This window comes from Citricoccus sp. I39-566 (assembly GCF_031432995.1).
GTDB lineage: Bacteria > Actinomycetota > Actinomycetes > Actinomycetales > Micrococcaceae > Citricoccus > Citricoccus nitrophenolicus_A.
Window position 1 is genome coordinate 1,648,419 of record NZ_CP133842.1, and the last position, 12,760, is coordinate 1,661,178.

Here is a 12,760-nt window from a genome sequence, read left to right on the forward strand (position 1 = left end):
TCAGCTTTCGGGGAAGCCCTGGAGGTCGCGGCGCATGGCGGCGGTGGTCCGCTTGAGGCGGAAGCCGAGGCGCTCGTAGAGCCGGGTCGCGCCGGTCGGGCTCGAGGAGTCCACGTCCAGGTCGATGAGGTCGTAGGAGCCCGTCTCGATGGCCAGGGCGATGGTCCTGGCGAGGCAGGCCGCGGCCAGGCCCCGGCCACGGGCGGCGGGTACGGTGCCGACGAGATTGACGTAGAGCTCACGGTCGACCCACTGTCCACAGAGCACGTAGGCGAGCACCTCCCCGGACCGATCATCGACGGCGAGGGTGGAGACGTCATGGCGGTTGGAGCGGGAGGTCCACCGTTCGCGCCAGCTCTCCTCGGAGGTTGGGGCGGATCCCCAGTGATCGCGGAAGGCGACGTCGTGCGAAGAGTGCACGGGCGTTTCGTCCGCCGGCACGGGGCTGCGCAGGGTCACGCCTTCCACGGCGGGCGGCTCCGGTGCCTCCCTCAACTCACGGGTGAGGGCGTTGAAGTACCGCGCGACCGTGTATCCGCGCTCGAACAGCAGTGCGCGTGCCGAGGACCCCTCGGTCTGCCCGCCAGCGCTCAGGTAGCCAGGCTGCTCGGGATGCATGGCCGCGGCGCGATCCCGGGCCCGGATCTCGAGCCGGTCCATCAGCTCCGTACCCAGCCCACGGCCGCGGTGGTCGGCGTGTACGCCCCCCTCGACGAAGGTCCGGACCTGACCCTCATGGCTGAGGTTGGAGCTGCAGTGGGCCAGTCCGAAGGCGACGACCTGCTCGCCGTCCCACACCGCCCAGGTGTCCTCAGCGGGATCGAGCGACGTGGACTCCAGCTCCTCGCGCAGATCCTCTGCAGCCAGGTACTCCTCGGTGCCGTCGACGTCGGCGAGATGGTTGACGAGCGCCGCCCATGAGGTCGCGTCGGCGGTGCTCAGTCTCGTCCACCGGTAGTCGGTCATGGGGACACCTTTCTCCTCGCTGGGCCGGTCATCCACCTGCCGACCTCAGCGCACAGTAGCCCACCGTGGGGGGCAACCTGTACCGGATGCTCGCCGGTCCACGCCGCGAGGTCAGCCAGGGCGCGGCAGATCGCCTCCGAGCGTGAGAGGTGCTCTCGCTGGGCTAGCCCCATGGTGGGGCCGAGGTCCTTGACCAGCAGGTGATCGCGTTCCGTCTCATGCCGGACCGCTCCCTCGGCGGTGATCCAGTCGTATCGACTGACATCGATGACCCCCGTGGGGTGGTAACCCAGGCGGCGGTACAGGCGCTCTGCGTCCGGATTGTCCTCGGCTACGCCGACCGCTATCTGGTCCCGGCCGGCCTGAGATGCGAGAGCCTCCGCGGCCGCGATCAGGGCACTGCCCACTCCTTGTCCGCGGTACTGGTCACGAACCTGCAGGTGATTGAACTCCACTGCACCGGGGTACGCGGTCCGGGCGTTGAGCCCGATGCAGCCACCGCACTGCAGTACCCCAGATCCCAGGGGCTCCTGATCCTGCCACGCGACCAGATAGATGGTTTGGCCGTCCCGCTGGTGATCGTGGTGCCTCTCGTGGAGATCCCCGGGAGTTCTCCATCGCGAGCACAACACACTCAGGTCCGCGTCGGTGCAGGGGCGAATGATCATCTCCCCATTCAACAGGACGCGCCCGCCAACGGATCGGCTGACAGGACCGGCCGGTGCGTACTCCATGTGAAAGGAGACTCTGCTGAGTCGGCTGAGGACGGTCTTCCAAGCGAGACGGATACCCTAGCGGGTCTGAAAGGATGTGGTCATGCGGACCCATGTCGGCCTCATGCGCGGCATCAATGTCGGAGGGCACAACCGGTTGGCGATGTCTGATCTGCGCGAGATTGTGGCGGGGCTCGGCTTCAGTGATGTCGTGACCTACATTCAGAGCGGGAACGTGGTGTTCAGCAGTGTTGAGACTGATGGCACAACACTCTCCACCAAGCTCGAGCAGGCAATAGCTGATCGGTCAAGCGTGCGAACGGGTGTCGTCGTGCTTTCTCGCCCTCGGCTGCGGTCAGTGGTGGCGGACAACCCCTACCCGGGAGAGACCAACCCGAAGTTTTTGCACGTGGTGTTCCACAGGGATCAGATCAGTCCCGCCACAGCCGAGACCGTGACGGCAGCTGTGCGGCGAGCCCGAGACAGGGGCAGTCACGACGAGGCCACCGTGATCGGCCGCTCCCTGTACCTGCGCACTCCAGATGGCCTAGGCCGTAGCGTGCTGGCGGCCGAACTGTCCCGCCCGCCGGCCGCCACGGCCATAGAGGCGGTCAACACTATGCGCAACTGGGCGACAGCGACTCGGCTGATGGCGCTTCTCGACGACTGACTCGCAACACCCGCTTGCCAGAGTGCACCGGATGCATGAGTACGACGCGCAGCCGGGATTGAGGTAGGCCTCTTCGAACCACGATCGGCATGGGGGACTGGCGGGTCGCGATCATTCGTTCTGCCAGCGGACCTCGCCGTCCTCGACCACGGAGGTCGGTCGCAGACCCTGCTTGCGGGCAATGGCCGCGGAGGCCGCATGGTCGGGGTGGATGTAGGCAACATAGCGGTCCACTCCGCTCGCCGTCAGCCACACGATCATTGAAGCAGTGGCCTCCGTGGCCAAGCCACGGCCCTGGAATGCTGGCGAAATCACCCAGGCGATGTTGGCCTCGAGTACGCCCGCCCGACGCTCGACGGTGGCCTGCATATACCCCACAGCGCGCCGCGGCCTGCGGAGGCAGACGACCCAGTTCAGCCACCACTGCGCATTGTCGTCGGAGTGGCCCAGCGATTGCACGCCGTAGAGCCTGTGCAACTGCTCCAACGTCGGTGGCGTACCACCGATGAACTCGTAGATCGATGGGTCGGCCAGGACAGGAAGCATCTCTGGGGCGTGCTGGACGGTGAGTGGGTCGAGGACAACGCGCTTCGACTCGACACGTTCGATAGCAGGCCAGTTCATGGCCCGATCCTCGCACGGTCTCGGGTAGGCACCAGGGGCCGACCTGTCCCATTAACGGATGGTCTAAGGACGTGGTTTGAAGATGGCCCCCGTGAGTGGCGCAACGGCGAACCACTCGGAGTCTTCCCCGCCGGGGGCACATGCGGCATTGTCGGATCTCTTTTGCTCTGCCGTCAGAGCCGCAGCAAGCTCCGCGAAGGCAGCGGCGGCCCGCGGATTGAGTGCAGGGTGCGCCCCACGGAACCGGCGCGGCAGTACGCCTGGTTCGTAGGAGCTGAACTGCACTTCGTAACCGTCACCTAGTTCGTCGGCCACCCGCTCGGCCAGACGGTTGCCCTCCGCAGTGAATTGGCGGGCCAATTCTGCTGACTTCCAGTCCTCATCGGGCGTCAGCGAGTCATAGTAGGACTGTTCCCAATCCTCTAATTCGCGGACCAGCCTTTCAGTGAGGCCGGATTCGTCGTACGGTATGGGTCCCCCAAACCACAGAACGGTATCGGCGTAGTCCGGGAACACCCGCACCATCCGAGGCTGGTCCTCGCTGTCGTTCATATCGTGACGCTACTACGGGGAGGCGCGAATAAACCTTGCCTAAAGGGGTGTCCCAGACGAAGCTTCTTCGTCGTCCCGCATAGGGAACGACTCACGGCACTCGTTCGAAGGGACCTGTCGAGGGGCATATGGGCGACCCTTCGCACCCGTAAGGGGATCCCGATACGACATCGCACCGTCGCCCATGTGACCCTTGGAAGCACCTCTTCACTGCCGCCGTAGGTCGTTCGCCTTACGGGGAGTCGCGGAGTTCCGTTTCGGAGCTCGCGCTCCCACCGAGGCGGCCCCAGCTAGGCTAGCTGCTCGAACACGCCAGCGCCGGGGATGATCCGGTGGTGTAGAAACTCAACCGGTTCGGGCGCAACATGCGTCGGTTGCTCGACCTAATCGACCACCAAGAATTCCAAGGGGCCCATTTCCGGTCCTTGACCGAGGGAATCGCCACCACCGGGCCGATGGGCAAAGCGATGCTCACCGTGAAGTCTGCCTTCGCCCGACTTGAACGCGATCAACTGGCCGAGCGAACCAAAACCGGCATGCCCGCAATGGGAGGCCGACCTGCCGTCATGCCGGAGGCTCTTGGCCGGGGCCGTTGTGGTGTCATCGGTGTGTAGATCGAGGTCGAAGGCCATCTGACCGGCCTGGATCTTCTCCCGGCCGACCTGCTCCAGCGCGGCCAGGGTCACCTCGTCATGAGCCGAGCCGAGTTGCTCGAGGATCTGACGCACCCCATGACGCTTCTCGACGAGCTGGACCGCGGTGGCCCCGGAAGCGGTCTTCACCCGCCGGATGTACATCCAAACAGCCTAGAACCTCGGCCGCTAGTGCCCCACTCCCGAACCAAGAACCCCGGAAACACCAGGAACTAGGCGCCTAAAACGGCCGAATCACTGAAGAGTGAGCCAAGTCGGGTGGCAGTGAAGGGGTTCCGACGACCACTGGGACAGGTGGCACGAGAGGACTTACTCCCGACTCCGGTGGCCCGGCCGTCGGGGAACACTCCGGAAGATCACATGAGGAAGAAGCCAGGGCGCACCAGAGTGACCGACTTGGCGATCATGGCGGAGAACGACTTGATCGCCACGGGCGGCCGACCGACTGGGGCCCTACGCCCCAGCTATCCGACGGTGGGAGCAACTACGAGCACCAGCCCCTGCCCCTACCGAACTGACCGCCAAGGGTAAGCACCGACTCAACGCACGGTTCGCCGAATGGATGATGGGTTGGCCCGCCGGCTGGGTCGACCTCCCCGGGATCAGTCGCAACGACCAACTCAAAATCATCGGCAATGGCGTGGTTCCCCAACAGGCGGCCGCGGCACTGGACCACATGCTCGCCACCACCGCCGCCTTCGGTGGGGGCGGCGGCGTGAGCGGCACGGCAGCCAAGAAGATGCGCATCAGCGTCCGTGCCGCAACACCACTGGTTAGCGGCGAATCATCCACTCGTACCCATAGATAGGCGTGGGCCCTGAAGTGTCCACCACGTAATCGCAGTTCCTCAGAATCGTGTAGGAGACGCCCTGCATATCGAGACTCAGTCGAAGATCCGCGAAGTGGATCTGGCACGTCTTCTTGGACGAGTAGAACCTGTCGATCACTTCCGCCTGTGCCGGTGCAGCGCCAACAATGCCGGCACCGCCGATCAAGCCTACAGCCAAGGCAGCCCCCGCAATGCGCTTCGCGATCGTCTTCATAACCCCTCCAAGAGTCGTTCTCGGCGCCCCATCAATCTGACAGGGCCTATGCCGAATACGATCCCATTCCCGCAAAGGCCCGACAACCAACGCCGCCCGATAGAGGTACCCATTCCATGAAGACGCCACGCGCCCTACAGGAGTCCATCGGATCCACCAGTCAGTGCACCGCCATAGCTGATTACTGCTCCTCGGCAGATTCGCTCGCCAACTTGCGAGCTTCTTCCGCCAGATTCTCGATCTTCTCATTCAGTAGTGCAATAGAAGCGACGTGCTTCAGGCGTTCGACCTGCGATGCATTCGGCCAATCAGCCAAGTTGAGGCAAAGCCTTGACAGCAGCGATCTGAACTGGCGCTCGAGTCGAACGGCGTCTTCCCTGACAGCGTTCGCCTTTTTCACAACATCGATCGAAAGCCACGCTCGACTGATTCTGTGGGGGCTCGTCTTCAATGCGGTAGCGAGTTCGATGCCATCACCTCCTACCAGTTCCAGCCTTGTCTGCGCAGAGCTAAGGGCGGAAAAGGAGACCTGGCTGTCTCTCGCTTCTTTAAGGTCGTTTAGGGCAACTGGCCAGATCGCAGCCACAAAGTCGGCGATGGCGTCGTTCTGCCGTGTCTTAGCAGCCTGCTTAGCATTCTGCGCACCCGTCATACGAACAACAAGAAGAGCAACCAAGCCGCCGATCACGGCAGCGACAAATGAGCCGATGACGCCACTCCACAGTTCGGCCCATGACGCCGTATCGATTCCCCAAAGCACCCCCAGAGCTTATCCGGCGCGACAGTCATGAGGCACACCGTTCTGGCCCCGGCGCCTTCACCATCGAGTGCCTCTGCGGCAAGGCGTACAGCCCCACGAAGGCTGACGCCCGCCGACTCCGCCGCGACATCGACACCTACAGCACTTCCACCACAACGTCCGGTTCTACGTATGCGCCCACGGCGGCTGGCACTGGACACGACGAATCGACTGGAGGCCCTAAGTGGCTTGGTTCAACGCTGACGACAAGATGCACTCACACCCCAGGGTCAGGTCCGCAGGACTCGAAGCCATCGGCCTCTGGACCGTGGCCGGCACGTGCTGCACCGACTACCTCACCGACGGCCACGTCACCGCCTGGTTCGTGGACTCCTGGCCCAAGGGCAAGAACCTGGCCGGCCGACTCGTCAAGGCCAACCTCTGGGAGGCAGTAGAGGAGGGCTGGCAGTTCCTCTCCTGGGCTGAAAACCAGCGCACCAGAACAGAGTGGAACGCGACAAGGCCGCCGCGGTGAAGCGCAAGGCCGCATGGGCCGCACGGCAAGGGAAGAACGCCGAGGACACCGGGTGAAGAACGCAGATTGCACAGAACCAGACCCCCCCCGCACACACATGGGCCAGAACATCGACGGAACCGACACGGAACGCCGTTCCACAACCGTCCCGAACGAAGACAGAACACGAGTGGAACAAGAGACCAAGACCAAGACCAAGACCAAGGTTCAGCCTCGGATGTCCACCAGAGGGCTAAGACTTCGGTATGGAGTAGGCGGCTCACGCCGCTTTGGCAGCGACTCGGGTTATACGCCACTGTCCTGATCATCTGCCTTGATCAGTGGCTCGTACTCGAAACTGCGCAGGTGGCTGGTGGGCCCGTACCCCAGGTCTCTTCGCACCGCATCCACGTACGCCGCCTCGGCGTCAACCCGCTTCGGGAGCAGGTGTGGATGGTGACATCTAGAGATGTACAAACCCGCAGCTTCCACGACGTCATCAGGGCCGATAAGGTCCACCACGGCCGACACGCTGTTGAGCGACTGGTAGGCGCGAGTGCGGCGAGCGTCAATGTTATCGAGTTCGCGATTGTAGTCGTCGACATCCTCATCAGTGGGCGTCTTCGAGTCAAACTCTCGCTTCCGCTTGGCAAGCAGCCGATTCTCGTGCTCAATGTCGGCGGCCTCCGTGCATGCCGCAAGCAGTTCGGCATATGCCACTCGCTTGTCTTGAATAAACCGAAGTCGGTCTTCACGCTGACGCGCTGCCCTGGAAGAAAGCCAGTCGAACAGCATCTTGAGGAGTAACCCCACAACGACGCCAACCAAGCCGATAGTGCCGGAGAACCACCAAGGGGCGAGTTGCTGAGCCGAGTCGTCCATGTGCACAGTCTTCAGCAGGCCACGGCTCGGCGCCTGCGCGACTCGCGGCACAAGCGCGCTGGTCGCGCCATCAGAGGACGTCTCGAAAGAGGAACCCCCACCGGACGGGCCTGTGGCTGACGCGGGCGAATAGGAACACCCGCGGCACCGTGTCCCGTAAGACCCGTCCGGTGAAACGTCCGGCGAAGGGACCCTGTCCGGTACTGGCGGAGCGTTGAAGGCGATAGCCCGTTCCTCCCGGTACTCCACCCGCGTCCAAGGCTTCGTCCAGCAAGGTCCGGTCGAGGGCGACGGTGCTCTTGATCGTCACCACTAGTCCTCCGTCCGGGCGCACCAACGACTTCTGCCCGCAAAGCGCTGGTCAGCGCTGCCCGGCGGCGTGCTTCCAGGAGCCGGATCCGGGGCGGGCCCACAGCCCGAGGCGGCGCCGGCGGTCCAGGGTGCGGTCCCGGTCGGTGCGGCCGGCGTTCTCCCGGCGGTGCTGCTCGGCCTGGACGGCCACGGCCTGCAGGACGGCGGTCAGGGCCGCCGTCTCCTCCGCGTCGAGAGTGCCCTTGACCACGAGCTCGGGGTTGTCGGGATGCATGGTCTCCTCCTGGTTCACTGACGGCCCACCGGTCACAGCGGGATGTTCCCGTGCTTCTTGGCGGGGCGGGACTCGCGCTTGTGGAACGTGGCCCGCAGGCCGCGCACGATCTGGGTGCGGGTCTCGGCGGGGGTGATCACGGCGTCCACGTAGCCGCGGTCGGCCGCCTGGTAGGGGTTGAGCAGCTCGGCCTCGTAGTCCTGGACGATCTCGGCGCGCTTGGCCTCCACGTCCCCGCCGGCGTCCGCCACGGCCTTGAGGTCCCGCCGGTAGAGGATGTTGACGGCACCCTGCGCCCCCATCACGCCGATCTGGGCGGTGGGCCACGCCAGGTTGAGATCAGCGCCGAGCTTCTTGGAGCCCATCACGATGTAGGCGCCGCCGTAGGCCTTGCGGGTGATGACGGTCAGCTTCGGCACGGTGGCCTCGGCGTAGGCGTAGATGAGCTTGGCTCCGCGGCGGATGATCCCCGAGAACTCCTGGTCCGTGCCGGGCAGGAAGCCGGGCACGTCCACGAACGTGAGGATGGGGATGTTGAAGGCGTCGCAGAACCGGACGAAGCGGGCCGCCTTCTCCGAGGCGTTGATGTCCAGGGTGCCGGCGAACTGCATCGGCTGGTTCGCCACGATCCCCACCGTTCGGCCCTCCACTCGGCCCAAGCCGCAGATCACGTTCGGGGCGTAGAGCTCCTGGACCTGCAGGAAGTGGGCCTCGTCCACCACGTGCTCGATCACGGTGAGCATGTCATAGGGCTGGTTCGCCGAGTCCGGGATGAGTGTGTCCAGCTCGAGGTCCTCCGCGGTGACATCCAGCTCCTCCTCGAACGGCTCCACGGGGCCTTCGGCCAGGTTGTTGGCGGGCAGGAACTCCAGCAGCTCGCGCACGTACTCCAGGGCGTCCTCCTCGTTGGCGGCGAGGTAGGAGGCGGTGCCGGTCACGGTGTTGTGGGAGGTGGCCCCGCCCAGGGTCTCCATGTCCACGTCCTCCCCGGTGACGGTCTTGATCACGTCCGGGCCGGTGATGAACATGTGGGAGGTCTTGTCCACCATGATGATGAAGTCCGTCAGGGCGGGGGAGTAGGCCGCGCCGCCGGCCGAGGGGCCCATGATGAGGGTGATCTGCGGGATCACGCCGGAGGACATCACGTTGTTCCGGAAGATGTCCGCGAACATGGCCAGGGAGGCCACGCCCTCCTGGATCCGCGCCCCGCCGCCGTCGTTGATGCCGATGACCGGGCAGCCGTTGCGGGCGGCGAACTCCTGGACCTTGACGATCTTCTCCCCGTTGACCTGGCTCAGGGAGCCGCCGTAGACCGTGAAGTCCTGGGAGTAGACGGCCACCAGCCGGCCGTCGACCGTCCCGTGGCCGGAGACCAGCCCGTCCCCGACCGGCTTCTTCTGCTCCATGCCGAAGGCCGTGGTGCGGTGCACGGCCAAGGCATCGAACTCCACGAAGGAGCCCGGATCCAGCAGCAGCTCCACGCGTTCGCGTGCGGTGTGCTTGCCCCGGTCGTGCTGCTTGTCCACGGCAGCCTGGCCGGACGGCAACGCGGCCTCGGCCCGGCGGCGGGCCAGATCCTGCAGTTTGCCGGCCGTGGTGGTCAGATCCGGTTCGGTCACAGGTCCTCCGTCGGGATGGCTTTCGGGGTGAAGCGCGCTTGGCACTTTCATACAAGCGGCGCCGCGGTGCACGCCGGGTGCAACCCCCAGATGACCACGGACCAGGCCCCAGTCTAGTGTTGCGCCCCGCCCTGGTACTTGTAGGAACCGCACAAAGCTGGTCCGGATCGGCACCCGAAGGATCCAGACGTCAAGACCGCAGCCCGGTCGTCGAACAACTCGGCCGTTCACCGGACGGCCAGTTTGAGGCGCTATACCTGACCTATGGCCCCCTCACCGACCCCCGCCCCGCGCGTCACCTGGCTGGAGCACACCGGCTCGACCCAGGACCACGTCCTCGCGGCGGCCGCCGAGCAGCCCGACCGCTGGCCGCACCTGTCCGCGGCGGCCACCCTGGACCAGCGCACCGGCCACGGCCGGCGGGGCCGCGGCTGGACTACGCCCCCCGGGACGGCACTGGCGGTCTCCGTGGTGCTGCGTCCGGACCTGGACCTGGAGCACTACACCTGGGTGACCCTCGTGGTCGCCGCCGCCACGAGCGGCGAGCTGCAGGCCCGCGGGGTCCCGGCCCAGGTGAAGTGGCCCAATGACGTGCTGGCCGAGGACGGCCGCAAGCTCTGCGGCATCCTCGCCTCCGTGCTCCCGGACCGGTCCGGGCTGGTGCTGGGCCTGGGGCTGAACCTGGACTTCGGCGCCGGCGGGCCTCCCGTGGAGACGGCCACCTCGGTCGCCGAGTGGGTACCCGCCGGCACCCTGCCGGCAGCGCAGGAGCTGCTCGACGCCGTGCTGACGGCGCTGTCCGCGAGCCTCGAGGCGTTCGGCCGCGCCATCCGCGAGCGCCCCGGAGAGGTGGACGGCAAGCACCCGGCCGCGGCCGACGTCGTGCGCCAGGTGGCGACCCTGGGCACCAAGGTGACCCTGCACCTGCCGGACGGCTCCACCCTGGCGGGGACCGCCCGGGCCCTGGGATCCGGCGGCACCCTGCTCGTGGAACCCGCCGACCGTGGGAAGATGGACACTGCGGTGCCCGGCGCCACCCGGCGGGGTGAGCTGCTGGAGGTGTCCGCGGCGGACGTGGTGCACCTGCGCCGCTGAGAACGCCGCTGAGCATGAGAGGTCGGTGACGAGGTGGGGCTGAGACTGGCACCCGGCGAACAGGTACGCGTGCGCACCCGCTCGCACCCGCGCGCGCTGACCGGACCCATCCTGCGCCTGATGCTGATCGCCCTGGGCACCAGCTACGTCCAGGGGCTCCTGGCCCGGCCGGACCTGCCGGACCTGGTGGCCGGGGCCCGCAGCTGGTTCGTGGGCCTCGTCTGGATCCTGGCCGCCGCCGCCCTGTTCTTCGGCTGCCTGCGCCCCGCCTGGCGCTGGCTCAACCGCCGCACCCTGCTCACCACCCGCCGGATCATCCATCGGGCCGGCATCGGGGCGTCCCGGGAACGGACCCTGCACCTGCTCTCTGTCCACGATGTCCGGATGCGCCAACGCCGCCGGCAACGGATCTCCCAGTCCGGGGACCTGATCGTGGACCACGGCTCCGGGGGCTCCTGGGTGCTGGCCAACATGCCGGAGGCCGTGCGCTTCCGGGAACTGATCCTGCTCGAGGTCGGCGCGCTGCGCCGGGAGGTCTCGCTCCAGGGCGGCGCCCCCCAGGCTCCCGCGCCGGCGCCGGCGCCGGGGCCGGCACCCGCCCCCGTCCGGGCGGAACCCCACGGCCTCCTCGGCGGAAGGGGACGGGCCTACCGTGGCTGACGAGACCACACCGATCGACGACTGGGACGAGCTGCCCGAACCGCTGGACCTGGACGCCGGGGACAGCGACCTGGGGGAACTCCTCCAGGGCCTCCGGGGCACCACCGGCACCGCCGACCTTGCCGATCCCGCCGGCGCCGTCGAGGGGCCCGACGCCGGCCCGGCCCCCGTGCCGATCCCGCGGACCGCGCAGATGGAGACGGTGACCCCGCCGGACCAGGACCGGCCGGTCCGGAAGGCCCCGCCGCCGGACACCACCTCCACGGCCGCCCTGGCCCTGCAGGACGCGAACGACGCCAGCACCTGGACCCAGGCGATCTCCACGCTGGAGAAGGAGCTGCTCGGCGGCTCCCGCACCATGACCCGGCGGGACATGGCCAGCGAGCTCGGCGTCTCCCTGATCTCCGCCCGCAAGCTCTGGCGCGCCCTGGGCTTCCCCAACGTCAAGGACGAGGACAAGGCGTTCACCCAGCTGGACACCGACGCGATCGGCACCATGATCGACCTGGTCCGCCGCGGCATCCTCAACGAGGAGACCGCCATCTCCCTGACCCGCTCAATCGGCCAGATGACGGACCGCATGGTGGTGTGGCAGATCGAGGCCCTCGTGGAGAACAAGATCAGCGAGGGCATGACGGACCCGCAGGCCCGCCGCGAGGTGGTGCGCATGCTGCCGGAGATCATCGAACCCCTCGAGGAGGTGATGGCCTACTCCTACCGGCGCCAGCTCAACTCGGCCCTGCAGCGCCTCACGGTCCGGGTGGAGGCCGGGCTAGCGGCCAGCGCCGTGGGCCGTGACGGCTCCGAGGACGACGCCCCCCTGCCGCTGGCCCGTGCCGTGGGCTTCGCGGACATGGTCTCCTACACCTCCCTGTCCCGCCGCATGAACGAGCGCACCCTGGCCCAGATGGTGCAGCGCTTCGAGTCCAAGTGCGCGGAGATCATCTCGATCGGCGGCGGCCGGCTGGTCAAGACCATCGGGGACGAGGTCATGTTCAACGCCGAGACCCCGGAGGCCGGCGCCCAGATCGGCCTGGCCCTGGCCAAGGCCATGTCCGAGGACCAGGTGTTGCCCTCCTCCCGGGTCTCCGTGGTCTGGGGCCGCGTGCTCTCCCGGCTGGGGGACATCTACGGACCCACCGTGAACCTGGCCTCCCGGCTGACCGCTCTCGCGGACCCCGGCTCCGTGCTGGTGGACGCCATGACGGCCATGGCCCTGGAGGGGGACGAGCGTTTCGTGCTGGTCCCGCAACCGCCCCAGATGGTCCGCGGCTTCGGCGAGATCCGCCCGTCCATCCTGATGGCCGGCACGGGCAACGGACTCGTGGTGGACTGAGCCGGCCCCCGTCGGCCCGGCCCTCGCAACCACCCCACATGGGGAGTTCTCCCCATCGGTGGCGGGACCAAAAAGGGTTTGTGCCGTGAGCGGAACCGCTAGACTCGG

15 protein-coding genes are annotated in these 12,760 nt (G+C 66.8%); 6 read left to right on the forward strand and 9 right to left on the reverse strand.

The features are described from left to right. Both RE421_RS07610 and RE421_RS07615 read right to left on the reverse strand, forming a co-directional pair. A complete protein-coding gene (locus tag RE421_RS07610) occupies nt 1-966 on the reverse strand; it encodes a GNAT family N-acetyltransferase (RefSeq protein ID WP_309816789.1) in 966 nt (321 codons plus the stop codon). Then, complete coding sequence (locus tag RE421_RS07615; protein ID WP_309816797.1) at nt 963-1,634, reverse strand: GNAT family N-acetyltransferase; 672 nt, start codon at nt 1,632-1,634, stop codon at nt 963-965. The genes RE421_RS07610 and RE421_RS07615 overlap by 4 nt, the downstream gene beginning before the upstream one ends. Before the next feature lie 148 nt (nt 1,635-1,782). Here RE421_RS07615 and RE421_RS07620 point away from each other — a divergent pair, with 148 nt between their 5' ends. Next, nucleotides 1,783-2,349, forward strand: a complete 567-nt coding sequence (locus RE421_RS07620) for a DUF1697 domain-containing protein (RefSeq protein WP_309816800.1) — start codon at nt 1,783-1,785, stop codon at nt 2,347-2,349. Nucleotides 2,350-2,460: 111 nt separating this feature from the next. On the opposite strand, the gene RE421_RS07625 is transcribed toward RE421_RS07620, so the two are convergent. Further along, the gene (locus RE421_RS07625) at nt 2,461-2,973 is read right to left on the reverse strand and encodes a GNAT family N-acetyltransferase (RefSeq protein ID WP_309816803.1); all 513 of its coding nucleotides are present in this window, start codon (nt 2,971-2,973) and stop codon (nt 2,461-2,463) included. 63 nt (nt 2,974-3,036) lie between these two features. Then, nucleotides 3,037-3,525: a hypothetical protein gene (locus RE421_RS07630; RefSeq protein WP_309816806.1), complete on the reverse strand. Its 489-nt coding sequence runs from the start codon at nt 3,523-3,525 to the stop codon at nt 3,037-3,039. Between the two features lie 365 nt (nt 3,526-3,890). Between RE421_RS07630 and RE421_RS07635 the strand changes: the two genes are divergently transcribed. Next, complete coding sequence (locus RE421_RS07635; protein WP_309816809.1) at nt 3,891-4,139, forward strand: recombinase family protein; 249 nt, start codon at nt 3,891-3,893, stop codon at nt 4,137-4,139. Between the two features lie 812 nt (nt 4,140-4,951). Here RE421_RS07635 and RE421_RS07640 read toward each other — a convergent pair. Together RE421_RS07640 and RE421_RS07645 are read right to left on the reverse strand one after the other, a co-directional pair. Further along, nucleotides 4,952-5,221: a hypothetical protein gene (locus RE421_RS07640; protein WP_309816812.1), complete on the reverse strand. Its 270-nt coding sequence runs from the start codon at nt 5,219-5,221 to the stop codon at nt 4,952-4,954. A gap of 181 nt (nt 5,222-5,402) precedes the next feature. Next, nucleotides 5,403-5,981 carry a hypothetical protein gene (locus tag RE421_RS07645; protein ID WP_309816815.1) on the reverse strand — a complete coding sequence of 193 codons (579 nt, stop codon included), beginning with the start codon at nt 5,979-5,981 and terminating at the stop codon, nt 5,403-5,405. A gap of 250 nt (nt 5,982-6,231) precedes the next feature. Here RE421_RS07645 and RE421_RS07650 point away from each other — a divergent pair, with 250 nt between their 5' ends. Continuing rightward, nucleotides 6,232-6,495, forward strand: a complete 264-nt coding sequence (locus tag RE421_RS07650) for a hypothetical protein (protein ID WP_309816818.1) — start codon at nt 6,232-6,234, stop codon at nt 6,493-6,495. A gap of 285 nt (nt 6,496-6,780) precedes the next feature. Here the strand turns inward: RE421_RS07650 and RE421_RS07655 are convergent, their stop codons facing one another. From RE421_RS07655 to RE421_RS07665, 3 genes are all read right to left on the reverse strand, one after another. Further along, nucleotides 6,781-7,356, reverse strand: coding sequence for a hypothetical protein (locus RE421_RS07655; RefSeq protein WP_309816820.1), 576 nt, complete (start codon nt 7,354-7,356; stop codon nt 6,781-6,783). Between the two features lie 361 nt (nt 7,357-7,717). Further along, complete coding sequence (locus tag RE421_RS07660) at nt 7,718-7,942, reverse strand: acyl-CoA carboxylase subunit epsilon (RefSeq protein ID WP_309816823.1); 225 nt, start codon at nt 7,940-7,942, stop codon at nt 7,718-7,720. 32 nt (nt 7,943-7,974) lie between these two features. Continuing rightward, a complete protein-coding gene (locus RE421_RS07665) occupies nt 7,975-9,612 on the reverse strand; it encodes an acyl-CoA carboxylase subunit beta (protein ID WP_396134619.1) in 1,638 nt (545 codons plus the stop codon). 213 nt (nt 9,613-9,825) lie between these two features. On the opposite strand from RE421_RS07665, the gene RE421_RS07670 reads away from it, so the two are divergent. From RE421_RS07670 to RE421_RS07680, 3 genes are all read left to right on the forward strand, one after another. Continuing rightward, on the forward strand, nt 9,826-10,656 hold the full coding sequence (locus RE421_RS07670; protein WP_309816827.1) for a biotin--[acetyl-CoA-carboxylase] ligase: 831 nt from the start codon (nt 9,826-9,828) through the stop codon (nt 10,654-10,656). A 69-nt stretch (nt 10,657-10,725) separates the two neighbouring features. Further along, complete coding sequence (locus tag RE421_RS07675) at nt 10,726-11,316, forward strand: PH domain-containing protein (protein WP_309816830.1); 591 nt, start codon at nt 10,726-10,728, stop codon at nt 11,314-11,316. A gap of 193 nt (nt 11,317-11,509) precedes the next feature. Continuing rightward, nucleotides 11,510-12,652 carry an adenylate/guanylate cyclase domain-containing protein gene (locus RE421_RS07680; protein WP_396134637.1) on the forward strand — a complete coding sequence of 381 codons (1,143 nt, stop codon included), beginning with the start codon at nt 11,510-11,512 and terminating at the stop codon, nt 12,650-12,652. The last annotated feature ends 108 nt before the right edge of the window (nt 12,653-12,760 follow it).

Bases quoted from the DNA above. Each gene is read 5' to 3' on its own strand.
- RE421_RS07610 (WP_309816789.1), bottom strand. From the start codon at position 966: ATGACCGACTACCGGTGGACGAGACTGAGCACCGCCGACGCGACCTCA.
- RE421_RS07615 (WP_309816797.1), bottom strand. From the start codon at position 1,634: ATGATCATTCGCCCCTGCACCGACGCGGACCTGAGTGTGTTGTGCTCG.
- RE421_RS07620 (WP_309816800.1), top strand. From the start codon at position 1,783: ATGCGGACCCATGTCGGCCTCATGCGCGGCATCAATGTCGGAGGGCAC.
- RE421_RS07625 (WP_309816803.1), bottom strand. From the start codon at position 2,973: ATGAACTGGCCTGCTATCGAACGTGTCGAGTCGAAGCGCGTTGTCCTC.
- RE421_RS07630 (WP_309816806.1), bottom strand. From the start codon at position 3,525: ATGAACGACAGCGAGGACCAGCCTCGGATGGTGCGGGTGTTCCCGGAC.
- RE421_RS07635 (WP_309816809.1), top strand. From the start codon at position 3,891: ATGCGTCGGTTGCTCGACCTAATCGACCACCAAGAATTCCAAGGGGCC.
- RE421_RS07640 (WP_309816812.1), bottom strand. From the start codon at position 5,221: ATGAAGACGATCGCGAAGCGCATTGCGGGGGCTGCCTTGGCTGTAGGC.
- RE421_RS07650 (WP_309816818.1), top strand. From the start codon at position 6,232: ATGCACTCACACCCCAGGGTCAGGTCCGCAGGACTCGAAGCCATCGGC.
- RE421_RS07655 (WP_309816820.1), bottom strand. From the start codon at position 7,356: ATGGACGACTCGGCTCAGCAACTCGCCCCTTGGTGGTTCTCCGGCACT.
- RE421_RS07660 (WP_309816823.1), bottom strand. From the start codon at position 7,942: ATGCATCCCGACAACCCCGAGCTCGTGGTCAAGGGCACTCTCGACGCG.
- RE421_RS07665 (WP_396134619.1), bottom strand. From the start codon at position 9,612: ATGAAAGTGCCAAGCGCGCTTCACCCCGAAAGCCATCCCGACGGAGGA.
- RE421_RS07670 (WP_309816827.1), top strand. From the start codon at position 9,826: ATGGCCCCCTCACCGACCCCCGCCCCGCGCGTCACCTGGCTGGAGCAC.
- RE421_RS07680 (WP_396134637.1), top strand. From the start codon at position 11,510: ATGGAGACGGTGACCCCGCCGGACCAGGACCGGCCGGTCCGGAAGGCC.